This is a genomic window from Rahnella sp. CFA14(1/10), assembly GCF_004195095.1.
Classification (GTDB): Bacteria; Pseudomonadota; Gammaproteobacteria; order Enterobacterales; family Enterobacteriaceae; genus Rahnella; species Rahnella perminowiae.
Window position 1 is genome coordinate 620,107 of sequence record NZ_SEWS01000002.1, and the last position, 16,232, is coordinate 636,338.

Genomic DNA, 16,232 nt, shown 5'->3' on the forward strand with positions numbered 1-16,232 from the left:
GACCTTAGTGTTGCGATAATGACGAGGCTGACGATTTTGTCGCTATTACTTTAGCCGGACGGCCAACATAGATACCGACGATGCCGCCGATAACCAGTGCCGTAGCAATGATCAATAAGCCATAATGGAAACTGCCGGTGACATCCTTTATTTTCCCCAGCAATGGCGGCAATCCCAGACCGGCAAAGTTGGCAATGGCATTAATGAAAGCGATAGAAGCCGCCGCCGCAACACCCGCTAATTTTTCGGTCGTTACCGCCCAGAATATCGGGGTCAGCGCGAAGTTAAAGCCGACGGTCAATACCAGCATAATATAGGCAACAAAGAGGTTACTGGTATATATCGAGGCAGCCAGCAGTAAGCCGGAAATAATTAACGGCATCCCCAGATGCAGCGAGCGCTCTTTGGTAAGATCTGAATGGCGTCCATTCACGTACATAAAGATCGCGGCAAAGGCAAAAGGAATGGCCGACAAAACGCTAATAACAAAATTACTCTGTTCTGTAGCCACACTTTTAATAATGAGCGGCAGGAAGAGTGTAATACCAATTGAGCAAAATGCTTGCAGGAACCACACCAGACTCAACATCAATACCACTTTATTCCTGAGCGCACTGGCCCATGAATGATGTTTCCCTACTTCTACGTCACTATTCTCTTGTTGTAACCGGGTGTTCAGCCATTTTTTCTCGTCCGCACTCAACCAGGTGGCATGATTTGGCGTATCCGGCAGACGTAACAGTACCAGACAGCCGAGAATGATGGCCGGGATGCCTTCCATCGCAAACAGCCAGCGCCAGCCCGCGATATCGGCAATGCCGTGCATATTGAGAATACTGCCGGAAATCGGTAATCCAATCACTGACGCCAGCACCGATCCCATATAGAAGAACGACATGGCACGGGCGCGGTTGCTCTTGGGAAACCAGCAGGAGATATAGTAGATAATCCCCGGTGTAAACCCGGCTTCTGCCATACCCAGCAAAAAGCGCATCACATACAGTTGTGTCGGCGTATGGACCAGTGACATCCCGGCGCTGACAATCCCCCAGGTAATCATGATGCGCGCAATCCAGATGCGTGCACCAACCCGCGTCATAATGACGTTACTGGGTATTTCAAAAATAATGTAGGAGATATAGAACATACCGACACCCAGGCCATACATACTGGCAGACAAGCCTAAATCGGCATTCATTTGCAGTGCCGCAACGGATATATTGGTTTTATCCAGATTGGCAACAAAGTAGCAAATAATAATAAAAGGTATTATTTTTGCGTTTAATTTTTTTAGTGTTGTAGAGCACAGATCGATGTTCATTATTATCACCTTAATGAGTCTGTCCCTGGTGTCAGGGCATAAGATGGCCATCCCACCTAATGTGGATTAAAAAACAAATACGGATATATCGATATTATTATTAATTGCTTTATTGATATGGTTTTACTTGTTATCTCTGTTACTTAAAATATATATAACAGGTTACCATTCGGCGACAGCACCATCTTCATAACGCCAAATTGGGTTGCGCCAGTCAGGGGCATTCTTACTGCGCTCAATCACCAACTCCTCATTAATTTCAACGCCCAGTCCAGGTTTATTCAGCGGATAGAAATAACCATCCGTCATGGTAAAATCTTCTTTATTAATGACATAATCCAATAATTCGGCACCCTTATTATAATGGATACCCATACTCTGCTCCTGGAATACCGCATTACGCGCCACAAAATCCAGATGCAGGCAAGAAGCCAGTGCGATCGGCCCCAACGGACAATGCGGTGCCAGCGAAATATCGTAAGACTCTGCCATCGCCGCAATTTTAAAGCATTCCGTGATCCCACCCGCGTGCGACAAATCCGGCTGGATAATGGCTAAACCACCGTCGGCCAATACACGTTTGAACTCAAAGCGCGAGAACATGCGTTCACCGGCTGCAATGGGAATATGTGTCTGAGCAGCCAGACGAGGATAGTATTCTGCCTGTTCGGCCAGTACCGGTTCTTCGATAAATAGCGGACGGTAAGGTTCGAGCTCTTTGATCAGAATCTTCGCCATAGGTGCATTGACGCGGCCATGGAAGTCGAGTCCGAACTCAATGCTGTTACCGAATGCTTCACGTATTTGCGCCACGACGGCGACGGCATCGTCAACTTTACGTGAATTGTCTATCATGCCCATTTCTTCGCAGCCATTGAGTTTAAAGGTATCAAAACCAATGCCTTTCAACTTTTTAATGCCTTCAATCACATCTGCCGGGCGGTCGCCGCCAACCCAGCTGTAGGCTTTAATCTTATCGCGAACCAGACCACCGAGCAGTTGATAAACAGGAACGCCCAGGGCTTTGCCCTTAATGTCCCACAGTGCCTGATCGATACCGGAAATCGCGCTCATCAGAATCGGCCCACCGCGATAAAATCCACCGCGATACAGAGTCTGCCAAATGTCATTGATGCGCGCCGGATCCTGTCCGATCACATATTCAGACAGCTCATGCACAGCAGCCTCCACACTGCGGGCACGGCCTTCAACAACCGGTTCTCCCCAACCGACAATGCCTTCATCAGTTTCTATTTTCAGGAACATCCAGCGCGGCGGTAGCCGGTAGGTGGTTAGTTTGGTCACTTTCATCGGGTTGATTCCTTATAAGCTTTAACAAAGGCGTTAGCTTGTTGTGTCGTACGTTCAACAGACTGTCCGGCACGGTAGAGATCACTTCCCAACCCTGCACCGATGCAACCGGCATTAAGATAGAGATGTAAATTTTCAGGAGTGATCCCCCCCACGGCAAAGACCGGAATTTCTGGCGGTAGCACCGCTTTCAACGCTTTGATGTAATCCGGTCCAAATGCGTTGGAAGGAAAGATTTTCAGCGCCTGAGCGCCCGCATCCAGTGCATTGAAGGCTTCCGTCGCGGTCGCGCAACCAGAGCAAACGGTCATGCCATACCCCACAGCCCGACGAATCACTTCCGGCTGAATATTAGGGGTGACCACCAGACGGCTACCCATTGCATTCAGTTCATCAACTTGCGCAGATTGTAAAACCGTCCCGGCACCAATCAGCGCCCGATGCCCAAACTCTTTCACCGTTTCACTGATGCTGCGCTGCCAGTCAGGCGAGTTGAGTGGGATCTCCACTGCATCAAAACCTGCCTCCAGCAATACTGTCACATGCGCCTGAACGTCTTGTGGTGTGATACCGCGCAGAATGGCGATTAATGGAAGTTTAGTACTCCAACTCATTGATAATACTCCTTATACCTGTCTGGAAAGCGCGATCGCCTTCCAGCGTTTGCCAGGTCAGTCCGGCAAACTTCAATGCCTGCTGGTAACGTGCGGTCAGTTTGGGACTCCCAATTAAGGTGATGGGCTGATCGCCAGTGATGCCGTATTGCCGCTGCATTTGCGACACTTCATTGCCGATCAACAACCCCGATAGCCATTCACTGACGGCGCTTTTATCTAATTGCCCTAACACATGCGCCGCGCGGGCCTCAAAAAGACTGCGAATAATGTTGGTTTCTTTGAAACCACTCTCCAGCCCTTGCTGGAATACCGCCGGATTCGCCTGTTGCTCAGTCAGCCCGATACCAATCAGCGAATGGTGCATCAGCAAATGGTGGAGTTCGCCGGTCATGACGGTACGGAAATCAACAATCTCGCTACCGTCCATCTGTACCCATTTACTGTGCGTTCCCGGCATCAGATAAAGCGAAGCCGGACATTCTGTATAAGCACCGATTAACTGTGTTTCTTCACCGCGAATGACATTGCAATTACCCTCGCTGACCACACTCAGACCGGGAATAATCCACGCGTTGAACGGTGTGGCCTGCTCCACCCGCGTTAACTGTCTGGAGAAATCAGTCAGCCGCGTCGGGCAAGGCAGATACGGTACCGTCATCCATCCCGCATTGCTGCCAACCATTCCCGCCATCAGAACCGGTACCTGATGAGCTTGCCAGGGTAAAAGTGTGTCGCGGAAAACCTGTTCAGGAGTACGGCCATTGAGCCGGGTAACCCCCGCTTCTGACTCCAGGTGATCGGTACATTCACCGTTCAGGTAGAGCCAGGCGCGCAAGTTGGTCGAACCCCAGTCAATGGCGATATAACTTTCTCTCATGTAATATCCTTCAGCCTTTTGGTCGAGCTGGCGATCATTGTCAGTGCCGCCTGTTCTGCTGCATCTGCGTTCTGATGCCGTATCGCATCGTACAGATCCTGATGCTCCTTCAATGTGCGCGGCATGTTGGCTTCATCGGCCATATAGGTCCGTTCAAATACGGCACGCTGCAAGGAACTTATCGCCACACTGAGTTGTTGCAGCACCGGGTTATGCACCGACGCCAGTACCGCTTCGTGAAAACGGATATCAGCCTCATTGAATGCGTCACGATTTTGGTGATCGGCGATCATATCGTTAAGTGCCTTTTCAATAACCGCTAATTCGCTGGAGGTCGCCCTTTCCGCAGCCCAGCGGGCAATGACCGGTTCAACCAGATTACGCACCTCGCTCATCGCCGGGATCAGCCGCGGGTCATAATCATTCGCCAACGACCACTGCAAAACATCGGTATCCAGATAATTCCACTGGTTGCGTAAAGCCACAAAGGCACCGCGATAACGCTTTATCTCCACCAACCGCTTCGACATCAACGAGCGAAGCACTTCACGAATGATGTTCCGTGACGTCTGGAACTCTTCGCACAACTCGGTTTCCGCCGGCAATGCAGACCCTGGGGCATATTTGCCACTGACGATTTGCTGCCCTATCTCGAGAATAATGCGATCGGTTTTGCTCAACTCCTGGCTACTCATAGATGCTCCACAAAAGACTAAAAGGAAAAGTTGCCGGGTACTTTACCTGTATCGAGCCTATGCGTCGCAATATCACCGCACAATTCACAATTATTGTTCTTAACCTTGATGTAAATTGTAGTACAAAGTGTTAATCATGTACTGCAATACAGATCACAAAACGGTCGATGCCTTGCGATTTTGCTGAATAGGATGGGTTAGCACGAAGGACGTTTCTGATTGGAGGAAAATGAGTATGAGGTCTGTACTGGTCAACAAAAACTGGCCACGGCTTTAGAGTTTTTCCAGAACAATCTTTCTGATTCATTCGGCGTCAAACCACCATTATATTGATGGGGTCTGAGCTGGCTGTAATATCCTGTGATGTAATTCGTTATTGCCGTGCTGGCTTGGCTAAAATTCGCGTAGCCATTATGTAAGCACACCTGTTTTAGTTCCACGCACGTTTGAGATATCCTGGAGGAGATCAGGATGCTTACCGCCCCCCTTACTCCCCTACTTTGCTGATTTGATAATAGCCGTTCTGTTTATACGCCTCTCACTCAATAAGGCGAAAATCCCGGCTGCGGCCACGATTGACGCACCGGCCAGCGTGGAAGATGATGGAAAACTGTCGAGGAACAGAAAACCAAGCATCATCGACCAGACCATCGTGGTGTAATCAAAAGGCGCCAGCAGCGACGCATCGGCGTAACGCAGGCTCAGCGTAATCAGGATCTGTGCCATTCCACCAAAAAATCCGCAACCGATGAGCAGTAAAAGCTGCAAGGTAGTCGGGATTTTCCAGCCGAAGAAAATCGTCGCCAGACCAATCAGCATGGTCATCAGCGAGAAGTAGAAAACGATCGCGCCCGGTCTTTCGATGCCATTTAAAAAACGGATTTGCACCGAAGAGACGGCAGTACACATCGCCGCCAGCAGCGCCAGAATCACGCCCAGCCCCGCCGAAACCTGCTTAACACTGCCCGACAGCAGCGAACCGCTGTCTGTCAGATGCGCCCACAGCATGACGATAATGCCGGTGAAACCGATGCCCACCGCCAGCCAGCGGGCTGCGTGAACATTTTCACGCAGTAAAACCGCAGCCATGACCACCGTAAATAGCGGCGCGGCGTAGCTTATCGCCGTGGCATCCGCCAGCGAGATATACACTAACGCCAGATAGTTAAAATACATTCCCCCCGTGCCGGAAAAGCCGCGAATTAAATGGCCGAATATATTCTTCGTTTTAATTTGCGGGAAAACAGGGCCCTGCAATTTGAGCCAGATCAGCAGCGGGAATAAGGCAACGAAAGAACGAAAAAATATCACTTCTCCGGTAGGTATATTTCCGCCTAACCCTTTCACGCAGGCCAGCATTAATGTGGCACACAGGGCTGATAATATTTTTAGCGAAATACCCATTCTGGCGTTCATTATTAACCTTCGTTCCTGGTGAGCAGCGGGATGAATCTGTCCGCTATTCTGGCAGAGCTGCCTTTTTCCCGGTCATACAAAAAGCGTATCGCCATACAGGGTTTACTTCTTATACAACGCCAGGGTGAGCTTATATAGTCGGGCTGACTCATAAAGAAACCGCAGCCAGTTTTGCTCACAGTGAGCCAGGGGAAGTTGTCGTCACACACTGCTAATTAAAAAATCCCGGAGAATGAATGATGAAACTGAAGTTACTGTCTTGTTCCTTGCTGGCGTTGCCACTGATGGCGGCCTTTTCCTCTGCGAAAGCGGATGTTCTTTCTGATATTCAGGCACGCGGCTCACTCAATTGTGCCGTGTATTCCGATGTGCCGCCGTTCTCGTCGCCGGATCCGAAAACGCGCCAGCTTGCGGGAATGGACGTCGATTTATGTACGGCGTTAGCCAAACAGATGGGCGTAAAACTCAATCTGATGCCGACGTCTATTGAAGCACGTATTGCGGTGATCGCCACTGGGCGCGCCGACGTGCTGATTGCCAATCTGGCGTATACCAAAACACGCGGCCAACAGATTCAGTTCAGCGACCCGTATTATGTGGCGAAAGAAGTGCTGGTGGTGAAAAAGCCCAACGTCGATAAAACTCGTGCGGATTTTAAAGGCAAACGCATCAGCGCCACCAAAGGCACAACGTCTGAACAATCGATTTATCTGGCAGGCGCAAAAGCCGTGACCTTCCAGGATGCTGCGTCGGCCTTTCTGGCGCTGGAACAGAATAAAGCGGTGGGCTTTGTGACCAACACCATGACCGCCATCAAAATGATTTCTCAGGCCGGAAAAGACGGCATTGAACTGGGGATGATCAAAGAGCCGATGGCGCTGGAGCCGATTGGCGTCGGCATGAAAAAGGACGAACCGGCATTGCTGGCGAAGGTTAACAGCAGCCTGAAAGCGATGGATGACGACGGCACCATCGATAAAATCTGGGATACCTGGATCGGGCCAAATACCGAATACAAAATGGTGCGCGAAGACAAAGTACAGCCGCTCTCCAGCCTTAAATTCGAACCTCTGGAATAACCGATGATCACTGCGTCGCACGAGGCGCCTTCCCGCGCCTCTTTTATTCTTGCCAGTCAGGGCGACAACATCAAAATCTCCACCATCGGCAGCCGTGCATGGCTGATTGAAGCGCCAGGAGATTTCGACCTGCCCGCTCAGCGCCGCATCTGGTCACTGGCGGTCGCATTGCGTGCGCGTAATGATATCGAATCACTGATCCCCGGCGTGACCAATCTGCTGGTGCTGTTTCGCCAGACACCGGCAGATTACGACGCCACCTTTGCCCTGCTGGTGGCCGCCTGGGAACAGGCACAGGCCGTACATCCGCAAGGCAAACTGATTGAAATTCCGGTGATTTACGGCGGCCAATATGCCACCGATCTGGACGCGGTTTGCCAGCATACCGGGCTTTCGCCACGCGAGGTCATCCATCGCCATTCCGAGGGTTGCTACACGGTGTTTTCACTGGGCAGCGCACCGGGTTTTGGCTATCTCCACGGGCTGGATCCGTCTCTGGCCACGCCGCGTAAAAAAGTCCCCTCGCTGAATATGCTCAAAGGCACCGTGACCATCGGCGGCGCACAGACCGGGATTTCCGCGCTGACCGGGCCAAACGGCTGGAACGCCATCGGATTCGCCGAACTGACGCTGTTTGACCCGCAGGCGGAGAATCCTGCACTCATGGCACCGGGGGACAGCGTGCGCTTTCTGCCAGAAAGGATTGAATTGTGACTGAACCAGCCGTGATTGAAATAGTGAAAACCGGCCCGCTGAATACCGTTCAGGACGCGGGCCGCAACGGATTTCGGGATATCGGCGTGTCCGTCAGCGGCGTGATGGATCCGCTGGCGTTTCACGCGGGCAACATCATGCTGGGCAATGACGAAAACGCCGCCTGCATTGAAGTGCAGATGTTTCCGTTTAAGGTCCGGTTTCTCGCCGATACCAGCATTGCCATCACCGGCGCAGATTGCCGCACGAAGCTCGACGGTACAGATCTTCCGCCCTGGTGGGCGTGTTCCGTCCGCGCAGGGCAGGAACTGGAAATGCAGTTCCCGCGTTACGGTGCGCGCAGCTATTTGTGCGTCGCCGGAGGCATTGACGTCCCGGTCGTTATGGGCTCGCGCAGTACCGCGCTGCGTGGTGGTTTTGGTGGTTTAGACGGACGACCACTGGAGAAAAACGATCGCCTCGCGGCGGGTAAAACCACCGCATCTCCCCTGCCTGCGCAAGGTATGGGCATCGAGCCGCCGGAGATCGCGCTGGCAAACGTATTCCCGACCAGCACTGAGGGATGCGTGCAACTGCGGGCTATTCCCGCCGGAGAATACACGCTGTTTGAAGCCGATCTTCCCCGCTTCTGGTCGCAGCCGTGGAAAGTGTCCCTGCACAGCAACCGCACCGGTTACCGCTTATCCGGCGCGCCGGTCACGCCCTCGAAAGTCATCGAAATGCGTTCATACGGTTTAGTCCCCGGCATCGTTCAGGTTCCGCCTGCCGGCGAGCCGATCATTCAGCTGGCTGACGCCAATACCGCCGGAGGCTATCCGAAAATTGCCGGAATTATTGAAGAAGACTTATGGCGCCTGGCGCAGGTTCAGCCCGGTCAGAGCATTCAGTTGGTCAAAAGCGATGCACGCGAAGCCATTGCTGTTGCAGCGCAGATCAGCCAGTGGCTCACCCGCCTGCGCGATAGCGTTATGCCGGTGAAGAAAATCATGGGGGTTTAAAACGCCCTATGGATGAAACAGAAAACGGGCCAGAACAGGCCCGTTTTTTTATGCTTCTGACTCAGACGTTATGACTTCAGCTCCGCACAAAACTCTGCTATCCGGTCGCAGCCGTCTTGCAAAACTTCCATGCTGGTCGCATACGAAATGCGGAAATACGGACTCATGCCGTAGGCCGCGCCCTGTACGGTGACGACGTGTTTTTCTTCGATCAGCGCCATCACGAAATCGGCATCGCTATTGATGTGACGCCCGCCTGCGGTGGTTTTCCCGATGCAGCCTTCAATGTTCACGAACAGATAGAACGCACCCTGCGGTTTATGACAGCGCAGTTCATGCACGGATGTTAACCGCTCCAGCACGTAATCGCGGCGCTGGCGGTAGATTTCGGCGCGCTCTTTCAGTAAATCCTGCGGGCCGTTAAGCACCGCGACCGCCGCTGCCTGCGTGAGCGTGGTGACGCCGCCGCTGTTTTGCGTGTTCACGTTACTCATGGCTTTAATCAGATCTTGCGGACCGCCGCAAAAACCTAAACGCCAGCCGGTCATGGAATAGGCTTTCGACACGCCGTTGACCGTCAGCACGCGATCGAGCAAACGCGGTTCCACTTCGGCCAGCGTATAAAACGTCACGTCGTCATAGATCAGATGTTCGTAAATGTCATCGGTCAGGATCCACACGCCCGGATGGCGCAGCATCACCTCGCCCATCGCCTGCAATTCCTGGCGGGTTGCCACGGAACCGGCCGGATTGCTCGGGTAATTCAGCAGCAGCCACTTGGTTTTCGGCGTAATCGCCGCGTCGATGTCCTGCGGATACGGCTTGAAATTGTTCTCCTCCGGGCAGGCCACCGGCACCGGAATACCGCCCGCGAATTTGACGATATCCGCATAGCTAATCCACGACGGCGTCGGGATCACCACTTCATCGCCCGGATTAATCGTCGCCAGCATCGCGTTAAAAATAATTTGCTTCGCACCGCCTGCAGTGAGGATCTGGCCCACGTCGTAATTCAGGTTGTTATCGCGCTGAAATTTACGCGCAATGGCCGCCCGCAGCGCCGGGGTTCCGTCGGTTGGCGGATAACGGGTATCACCGCCGAGCGCGGCGGCGTAGGCGGCTTCCGTGGCATGAGGGGGCGTCGGAAAATCCGGTTCACCGGTAGAAAGCGCAATGACGTTCACGCCTGCGGCTGCGAGGTCACGGGCCTTTTGCGTCATGGCGACGGAGGCAGAAACAGAGACATTTTTTAAGCGATCGGCGATATCAGGCATGGTCCTGGGGTTCCATTGTTTTTATCGAACGTAAAAAGACGGACAGCGATGAGGCACTTCAGGGGAAAGAGTAATGAGGAACGGACCGCGCCGACCAATAGCGCTTTGTTGTGGTGACATAACACAAAACAATGGCTGAACGCGCAAATCAGGCAATTTGCACCGGCGCAGTGCAGGCGGGAATTTTCATTATTCGGGAGGCTGCGCAAAGGCAGAAAACATCCGGCTATACAGTGAATAAATCGGCGGGTAAATCAGAAGGAAAACCGGATATCGGACATAAATCAGCCTGTTAGTGCGTGTTGGCACTCATCTTGCTTCATACACATTACTTATAACACCACTTGTTTCCGTGATGAGGATGCCATCGTGAATCTCCGCCGCCTTAAATATTTTATCAAGATTGTCGATGTGGGTAGCCTCACTCAGGCCGCAGATATCCTGCACATTGCGCAGCCTGCGCTCAGCCAGCAACTCGCGACGCTGGAAGGCGAAGTGAATCAGCAACTGCTGATCCGCACCAAACGCGGCGTGACGCCGACCGAAGCGGGCAAGATTTTGTATATCCACGCGCAGGCCATTTTGCGCCAGTGCGATCAGGCCCAGAGCGCGATTGACGGCTCGGCGCTGGCACTTTCGGGCAGCGTTTCTGTCGGGCTTGCGCCGGGCACCGCCGCACAGCAACTGGCATTGCCGCTGATGGAAGAAGTCCACCGGCAATATCCGGGCATCGTATTGTATTTCAATGAAAACTTCGGCACCACGCTCAGCGAGCTGATCATGAATGGCCGGATGGATATGGCGGTGATTTACGGCAACCGGGAAATTCACGGATTACGGTTTATGCCGCTGATGAAAGAAGAGTTGTATTTCGTCTGCCCGCACGCGCTGAGCAAACCGCTGAAATCCGTCAGTCTGGCGCAGGTGGCAAAGTATGACCTGTTCCTGCCGCGCATTTACAACATCATGCGTAAAGTCATCGACGACGCGTTTATCCATGAAGCAGTGACGTACCGCGTGAAATGCGAAATCGAATCGCAAACCACCCTCAATGCCGCGCTGGCGGCGGGTTTAGGCTGCACGATCATGCCGGAATCCGCCGCCCGCGCGATGCTCAAAGCCTCGGGTTCGTGGATGGCGAAAATTGATAAACCGAATATTCAGGCGGCGCTGTCATTTTGCATGTCCGACCATCTGCCGCTGTCCCAGCCCGCCGAAGCGGTCAAAGCGATTTTACTGTCGCTGATGGCCAGCCGCACGGTGGATAACCGGCCACTGACGCTGGTGGGGTAATAAGCACACCTTATTACCGCAAAGCGAAATCCTCTTTCCTGACGTCGGCAGTGACACGATAGAGTGCTTTTACCGCCCGCAAAGCGGGTCGTTTTGTCGTCGTTATTGCGCGGGGACACTCTCTCTTCGACGGGAAGGATATGGAAAAAAAAGCACCAGCACTCAGCGAGTTGCGAGATATCGCACGAAAGATGCGTACGTCCGGCCTGAGCCAGATTGAACTCAGCGGAAACGGCTTTCGGATCAGCATGAAATACGCGCCAGTCTCCCCCGCCATTTTGCCATGCCGCATGCCGGACGAAACCGTGCTGACCGCTCCCGACGCGGTGTGTGCACCTTTCCCCGGCATTGTGTTGTTACGGCATCCGCTCAACAAAATTCCGTTCACACAACCGGGTGAAAAAGTCGGGAAAGATGCGCTGCTCGGCCTGCTGAAAGTCGGCGTGATTTATCTGCCGCTGCGCAGCCCGGTGCAGGGCGTGGTGGAATCCCTGTTCGTGGAAGACGGTGACTGCGTGGAATACGGCGCGGAGATTTTCACTTTACGCCGCGAGGAGCTGGCCGCATGAAATACATCGATTTAAACGCCGATATTGGCGAAGGCTTTGGCGATTACACCATCGCCGACGACGCCGCGCTGATGCCGCTGATCACCTCCGCCAACGTGGCCTGCGGGTTTCACGCGGGGGACGCGGTGATTATGGCGAAAACCGTCGCGCTGGCGAAAAAGTATCAGGTGGATCTCGGTGCGCACGTCGGATTTCCCGATTTGTCCGGGTTTGGCCGCCGCCGGATGCACATCGAACCGGAGGTGATGGCGCATTACGTCACCTATCAGCTTGGCGCGCTTTCTGCTTTTGCGAAAGCGGCGGATTACCCGCTGACGCACATGAGTTTCCACGGTGCGCTGGGCAATATGGTGTCCGAAGACGCCCGGCTGGCGCGGGTGTTATTGCAGGCGGTGAAGAATTTCGATGCACAAATGATCATCAGCACGATGCCCGGCAACGCCGTCGAACGCATGGCGCGGGCGCTGGATTTGCCGGTGATTGGTACGTTTCTCGCCGACCGCGCCTATGAAAGCAACGGCCTGCTGGTCAGCCGGACGCTGCCGGGCGCGGTTATTCATGACAAAGAGCAGGTACGCACGCGCATCCGGCAGTTGCTGCGCGAAGGCACGGTGCAAAGCATCGACGGCGCGACGTTGCCGGTGGATGCGACATCGATTCTGGTTCACGGCGATACGCCGGAATCCCTCGAAATGGTGCATACGCTGCGGGAAATTATTGCCGAAATGGACATCGCGCTGATGCCGCCAGCCCGGCAACGCCGCCAGATGGCACGGTAAAACACGCTGTTATAAGCCCCTCTTATCGCCTCACACGGTTTATGTCTTATACCGTCTGAGAATTACTGGATACAGTCAGAAAACACCCACCGGCAGAACATGATGGAGCCGGAGGTTTAACAGGAGAGTCGCAATGCCATTTTCAGATTACAAAACCGCGCTGGTGACCGGCGCATCGGCCGGCATGGGTGAAGCCATTGTCGAACGCCTTTGTCAGGAAGGGATCACCGTTCATGCCGTCGCGCGCCGCGCCGATCAACTGGCCGCCCTCGCCGCCCGCACCGGTTGTATTCCGCATGCGCTCGATGTCAGCGACCTCGACGCGGTGACGCGCCTGTGCAGCGAGATCAGCGTGGATATTCTGGTGAACAACGCCGGGGTTTCCCGTCCCGGCTCTATCCTGAGCGCCGATGAAGAATCCGTGGATACGCAGGTGGATGTGAATCTGCGCGCCGTTTTGCATCTTTGCCGCCTGCTGGTACCGGGCATGATGGAACGCGATCGCGGCCACGTCATCAACATCACCTCGATTGCCGCGATTTATAACTTCGGCGGCAACTCGATTTATCACGCCACCAAAGCCGGAGTTCACGCCCTGTCACGCCAGTTACGCGTTGACTGCTACGGCAAGCGTGTGCGCATCACTGAAATCTGCCCGGGCCGCGTGGCGACTGACATTTTCGGCAATGTTTCCGGCGATCACGAAGAAGCCCGCCGCCGTTTCATTGACGGTTTTGAACTGCCCGAAGCCAAAGACATCGCCGATTGCGTGGCGTTTGCCGTTTCTGCGCCGATTGCCGTCAACATCGGCAACATCGAAATCACCCCGACGTTGCAGGTTCCCGGTGGTCTTTCCACCATGCGCCCCGGCGAAGGTCTGTGATCTTTTTCCTATAAACCCACAGTTCAACCATTCAGGAGGGTGAAAATACGATGACGCTCGATTTCAGCAAAGTCCTGACCGGTCAGTTCGGGCAGATGATCGTCGATGGCATGGTTGTCACCCTCAAGCTGGCGCTGGGGGCCTGGCTGCTCGCGATGTGTATTGCCCTGCTGCTGGTCGTCATCCGGCTGACGCACAAACGCACCGCCGAATATTTCGTCCGCGCCTATGTGTCGTATCACCGCAATGTACCGACGCTTATTCAACTGATGATGTGGTATTTCGCCATTCCGACGCTGCTGCCGGAATCTGTGCAGATGTGGATTAACGATTTCAACGCCGAGTTTCTGTTCTCGATGTTTGCGCTCGGATTGTGTCAGGCGGCGTATTTCTCTGAAGACATCCGCAGCGGATTACGCGCTATTCCTGAAGGGCAAACCGAAGCATCACGCGCGCTGGGCATGAGTTACACCCGATCGCTGCGTTCGGTTATTTTACCGCAGGGCATCCGCAACGCGCTGCCCTCGCTGCTCAACCACACCGTTTTACTGTTCAAAAACACCAGTCTGGCTATGGTCATTGGCGTAGCTGAACTGACTTACGTGACCCGTGATATTGAAAACCAGACGTTCCGGACTTTCGAATCGTATCTGGTGGCCTCTGCCGGTTATCTGTTCTTCTCTCTGCTGCTGATGAGTGCTGGCGCATTGCTGGCCCGCCGGTTCCAGCGGGCCTACGCGAGGTAATCACATGCTCGAGATGTTCACGATTTTGCACGACAACGGGATGCTGTTCCTGATGGGGCAATACCCGCAGGGGCCACTGGGCGGGATACTTTGTACATTACTGATTTCCCTGCTGGCCGTTTTGTTTGCACTGCCGGTGGGTATTCTGCTCGGGCTGGCGCGTTTATCGCCTTTCCGCTGGCTGAGCTGGCCCGCTGCCTGCTGGGTCTACGGCTTACGCGGCATTCCGCTGCTGATGGTGGTGTTCTGGACGTATTTCTGCGTTCCACTGTTAATCGGTCACAACATCAGCGGCTTCAGCACTATGCTGTGTACGCTGGTGATTTATGAAAGTGCGTATATCGCCGAGATCGTGCGCGGCGGCATTCAGGCGCTGCCGGGCGGCCAGTACGAAGCGGCGCGCGCTTTAGGGATGAGTTATTTCAAAACGCTGCGTCTGATTATTCTGCCGCAGGCGTTATACAACACGCTGCCAAGTCTGGTCAGCCAGTTGGTTTCTATCATTAAAGACAGCACGCTGGGTTACGTCATTAACGTGCCGGAGCTGACCTTTGCCGCTAATCAGGTGAATAACCAACTGCTGACCAAACCTTTTCAAGTCTTCGCGATTGTCGCGATTGGCTATTACATCATCTGTTTCAGCCTGACGTGGCTGGCCAATAAGCTTGAAGCCCGTATCACGCGCAAACGACAGAACCGGATGCCGGAAGCGGAGAAAATGACGAAGGCTCCACTGCTGAAGACTCAACCATAATAAGGAACGACGATGCGACCGATGATCTTATTTAATCAGGTTAATAAATGGTATGGCGAATATCAGGCGCTGACCGACCTGAGTGCTGAAATTAGAAGTGGTGAAGTCGTAGTGGTTTGCGGACCGTCCGGCTCGGGCAAATCAACGCTGATCCGCACCGTGAACCGGCTGGAACCTATTGAAGAGGGCCAGATCCTGTTCGATGGCATGGATATTCATGGCACCAGCACCCGACTGAACCAGTTGCGCACGCGTATCGGTTTTGTCTTTCAGAACTTTAATCTTTTCCCGCACGTTTCGGTGCTGGACAACATCATGATGTCGCCGGTAAAGGTGCTCGGCGTGAAACGTCAGGAAGCACGCAAGCACGCGGGTGAACTGCTGGAACGTGTCGGATTATCACACAAAGCCAATGCCTATCCGGCACAGCTTTCCGGCGGGCAGCAGCAACGTGTTGCCATCGCCCGGGCATTAGCCATGAAACCGCCAGTGATGCTGTTTGATGAACCGACGTCGGCGCTTGATCCGGAAATGGTCGGTGAAGTCCTGAATGTGATGCGCAGTCTTGCACGTGAAGGTATGACCATGATGTGCGTCACACACGAAATGAATTTTGCCCGCGACGTGGCGGACACAATCTGGTTTATGGATCAGGGGAAAATTCTGGAAAAATCCAAACCGGAAAACTTCTTCAATCATCCGCAACACCCACGTGCCAGGAAGTTTTTAAGTGACTTATTGCACCATTAATTATTTAGAGAAGCCCGCTTAAGGAAACTTAAGCGGGCTTTTTGTTTTTCATAAAACTGAACGAACCTTTGTATCATTTAAATTCAACGAGCTAGCGTGAAAAGTCTTCCCGATGCATTTTCAGTTTTCCCTCCGCATCGGGAGAATTTGGTCGTC

At 53.5% G+C, this 16,232-nt stretch carries 17 protein-coding genes and 1 pseudogene; 10 read left to right on the top strand and 8 right to left on the bottom strand.

The window, feature by feature from the left end:
- Positions 1 to 4 precede the first annotated feature (4 nt).
- The 7 genes and pseudogenes from EVX52_RS06370 to EVX52_RS06400 all read right to left on the bottom strand — a co-directional run bounded on the left by EVX52_RS06370 (position 5) and on the right by EVX52_RS06400 (position 6,237).
- Positions 5 to 1,321, bottom strand: a complete 1,317-nt coding sequence (locus EVX52_RS06370) for an MFS transporter (RefSeq protein WP_129990869.1) — start codon at positions 1,319 to 1,321, stop codon at positions 5 to 7.
- 162 nt (positions 1,322 to 1,483) lie between these two features.
- Entirely contained in the window at positions 1,484 to 2,632 is a 1,149-nt protein-coding gene (gene dgoD / locus EVX52_RS06375) for a galactonate dehydratase (RefSeq protein ID WP_015690092.1), read from the bottom strand.
- On the bottom strand, positions 2,629 to 3,246 hold the full coding sequence (locus EVX52_RS06380; RefSeq protein WP_129990870.1) for a 2-dehydro-3-deoxy-6-phosphogalactonate aldolase: 618 nt from the start codon (positions 3,244 to 3,246) through the stop codon (positions 2,629 to 2,631). Before EVX52_RS06380 ends, dgoD begins: the two co-directional genes overlap by 4 nt.
- Entirely contained in the window at positions 3,230 to 4,126 is an 897-nt protein-coding gene (locus tag EVX52_RS06385) for a 2-dehydro-3-deoxygalactonokinase (protein ID WP_129990871.1), read from the bottom strand. Before EVX52_RS06385 ends, EVX52_RS06380 begins: the two co-directional genes overlap by 17 nt.
- A complete protein-coding gene (gene dgoR / locus EVX52_RS06390; protein WP_013575998.1) occupies positions 4,123 to 4,821 on the bottom strand; it encodes a D-galactonate utilization transcriptional regulator DgoR in 699 nt (232 codons plus the stop codon). Before dgoR ends, EVX52_RS06385 begins: the two co-directional genes overlap by 4 nt.
- A 251-nt stretch (positions 4,822 to 5,072) precedes the next feature.
- Positions 5,073 to 5,231, bottom strand: a pseudogene (locus EVX52_RS06395) (IS3 family transposase); the annotation flags it as partial.
- A gap of 85 nt (positions 5,232 to 5,316) precedes the next feature.
- Positions 5,317 to 6,237 carry a DMT family transporter gene (locus EVX52_RS06400; RefSeq protein ID WP_129990872.1) on the bottom strand — a complete coding sequence of 307 codons (921 nt, stop codon included), beginning with the start codon at positions 6,235 to 6,237 and terminating at the stop codon, positions 5,317 to 5,319.
- A gap of 239 nt (positions 6,238 to 6,476) precedes the next feature.
- Between EVX52_RS06400 and EVX52_RS06405 the strand changes: the two genes are divergently transcribed.
- Genes EVX52_RS06405 through EVX52_RS06415 form a run of 3 tightly spaced genes read left to right on the top strand, consistent with a single transcriptional unit; the run spans position 6,477 to position 9,028 of the window.
- The gene (locus tag EVX52_RS06405) at positions 6,477 to 7,316 is read left to right on the top strand and encodes a transporter substrate-binding domain-containing protein (RefSeq protein ID WP_041689107.1); all 840 of its coding nucleotides are present in this window, start codon (positions 6,477 to 6,479) and stop codon (positions 7,314 to 7,316) included.
- Between the two features lie 3 nt (positions 7,317 to 7,319).
- Positions 7,320 to 8,030 (top strand): 5-oxoprolinase subunit PxpB, encoded by a 711-nt coding sequence (pxpB, locus tag EVX52_RS06410; protein WP_129951007.1) that lies wholly within the window; start codon positions 7,320 to 7,322, stop codon positions 8,028 to 8,030.
- Positions 8,031 to 8,041: 11 nt separating this feature from the next.
- On the top strand, positions 8,042 to 9,028 hold the full coding sequence (locus tag EVX52_RS06415; protein ID WP_205951552.1) for a biotin-dependent carboxyltransferase family protein: 987 nt from the start codon (positions 8,042 to 8,044) through the stop codon (positions 9,026 to 9,028).
- A 68-nt stretch (positions 9,029 to 9,096) separates the two neighbouring features.
- Here the strand turns inward: EVX52_RS06415 and EVX52_RS06420 are convergent, their stop codons facing one another.
- On the bottom strand, positions 9,097 to 10,302 hold the full coding sequence (locus EVX52_RS06420; RefSeq protein WP_129990873.1) for a pyridoxal phosphate-dependent aminotransferase: 1,206 nt from the start codon (positions 10,300 to 10,302) through the stop codon (positions 9,097 to 9,099).
- Between the two features lie 369 nt (positions 10,303 to 10,671).
- Here EVX52_RS06420 and nac point away from each other — a divergent pair, with 369 nt between their 5' ends.
- From nac to EVX52_RS06455, 7 genes are all read left to right on the top strand, one after another.
- Positions 10,672 to 11,595 carry a nitrogen assimilation transcriptional regulator NAC gene (nac, locus tag EVX52_RS06425; protein ID WP_129990874.1) on the top strand — a complete coding sequence of 308 codons (924 nt, stop codon included), beginning with the start codon at positions 10,672 to 10,674 and terminating at the stop codon, positions 11,593 to 11,595.
- 140 nt (positions 11,596 to 11,735) lie between these two features.
- Positions 11,736 to 12,164 (top strand): acetyl-CoA carboxylase biotin carboxyl carrier protein subunit, encoded by a 429-nt coding sequence (locus EVX52_RS06430; RefSeq protein ID WP_129990875.1) that lies wholly within the window; start codon positions 11,736 to 11,738, stop codon positions 12,162 to 12,164.
- Positions 12,161 to 12,943 carry a LamB/YcsF family protein gene (locus tag EVX52_RS06435; RefSeq protein WP_129990876.1) on the top strand — a complete coding sequence of 261 codons (783 nt, stop codon included), beginning with the start codon at positions 12,161 to 12,163 and terminating at the stop codon, positions 12,941 to 12,943. The genes EVX52_RS06430 and EVX52_RS06435 overlap by 4 nt, the downstream gene beginning before the upstream one ends.
- A 133-nt stretch (positions 12,944 to 13,076) precedes the next feature.
- Positions 13,077 to 13,826, top strand: coding sequence for an SDR family oxidoreductase (locus EVX52_RS06440; protein ID WP_013576018.1), 750 nt, complete (start codon positions 13,077 to 13,079; stop codon positions 13,824 to 13,826).
- A 50-nt stretch (positions 13,827 to 13,876) separates the two neighbouring features.
- The gene (locus EVX52_RS06445) at positions 13,877 to 14,572 is read left to right on the top strand and encodes an amino acid ABC transporter permease (protein ID WP_129990877.1); all 696 of its coding nucleotides are present in this window, start codon (positions 13,877 to 13,879) and stop codon (positions 14,570 to 14,572) included.
- Positions 14,573 to 14,576: 4 nt separating this feature from the next.
- A complete protein-coding gene (locus EVX52_RS06450) occupies positions 14,577 to 15,326 on the top strand; it encodes an amino acid ABC transporter permease (protein ID WP_129951002.1) in 750 nt (249 codons plus the stop codon).
- Between the two features lie 12 nt (positions 15,327 to 15,338).
- On the top strand, positions 15,339 to 16,076 hold the full coding sequence (locus tag EVX52_RS06455; protein ID WP_013576021.1) for an amino acid ABC transporter ATP-binding protein: 738 nt from the start codon (positions 15,339 to 15,341) through the stop codon (positions 16,074 to 16,076).
- The last annotated feature ends 156 nt before the right edge of the window (positions 16,077 to 16,232 follow it).

What these genes read in the sequence shown, in the direction of transcription:
- EVX52_RS06370 (WP_129990869.1), bottom strand. Translation starts at nt 1,321, where the DNA reads ATGAACATCGATCTGTGCTCTACAACACTAAAAAAATTAAACGCAAAA.
- dgoD (WP_015690092.1), bottom strand. Translation starts at nt 2,632, where the DNA reads ATGAAAGTGACCAAACTAACCACCTACCGGCTACCGCCGCGCTGGATG.
- EVX52_RS06380 (WP_129990870.1), bottom strand. Translation starts at nt 3,246, where the DNA reads ATGAGTTGGAGTACTAAACTTCCATTAATCGCCATTCTGCGCGGTATC.
- EVX52_RS06385 (WP_129990871.1), bottom strand. Translation starts at nt 4,126, where the DNA reads ATGAGAGAAAGTTATATCGCCATTGACTGGGGTTCGACCAACTTGCGC.
- dgoR (WP_013575998.1), bottom strand. Translation starts at nt 4,821, where the DNA reads ATGAGTAGCCAGGAGTTGAGCAAAACCGATCGCATTATTCTCGAGATA.
- EVX52_RS06400 (WP_129990872.1), bottom strand. Translation starts at nt 6,237, where the DNA reads ATGAACGCCAGAATGGGTATTTCGCTAAAAATATTATCAGCCCTGTGT.
- EVX52_RS06405 (WP_041689107.1), top strand. Translation starts at nt 6,477, where the DNA reads ATGAAACTGAAGTTACTGTCTTGTTCCTTGCTGGCGTTGCCACTGATG.
- pxpB (WP_129951007.1), top strand. Translation starts at nt 7,320, where the DNA reads ATGATCACTGCGTCGCACGAGGCGCCTTCCCGCGCCTCTTTTATTCTT.
- EVX52_RS06420 (WP_129990873.1), bottom strand. Translation starts at nt 10,302, where the DNA reads ATGCCTGATATCGCCGATCGCTTAAAAAATGTCTCTGTTTCTGCCTCC.
- EVX52_RS06430 (WP_129990875.1), top strand. Translation starts at nt 11,736, where the DNA reads ATGGAAAAAAAAGCACCAGCACTCAGCGAGTTGCGAGATATCGCACGA.
- EVX52_RS06435 (WP_129990876.1), top strand. Translation starts at nt 12,161, where the DNA reads ATGAAATACATCGATTTAAACGCCGATATTGGCGAAGGCTTTGGCGAT.
- EVX52_RS06440 (WP_013576018.1), top strand. Translation starts at nt 13,077, where the DNA reads ATGCCATTTTCAGATTACAAAACCGCGCTGGTGACCGGCGCATCGGCC.
- EVX52_RS06445 (WP_129990877.1), top strand. Translation starts at nt 13,877, where the DNA reads ATGACGCTCGATTTCAGCAAAGTCCTGACCGGTCAGTTCGGGCAGATG.
- EVX52_RS06450 (WP_129951002.1), top strand. Translation starts at nt 14,577, where the DNA reads ATGCTCGAGATGTTCACGATTTTGCACGACAACGGGATGCTGTTCCTG.
- EVX52_RS06455 (WP_013576021.1), top strand. Translation starts at nt 15,339, where the DNA reads ATGCGACCGATGATCTTATTTAATCAGGTTAATAAATGGTATGGCGAA.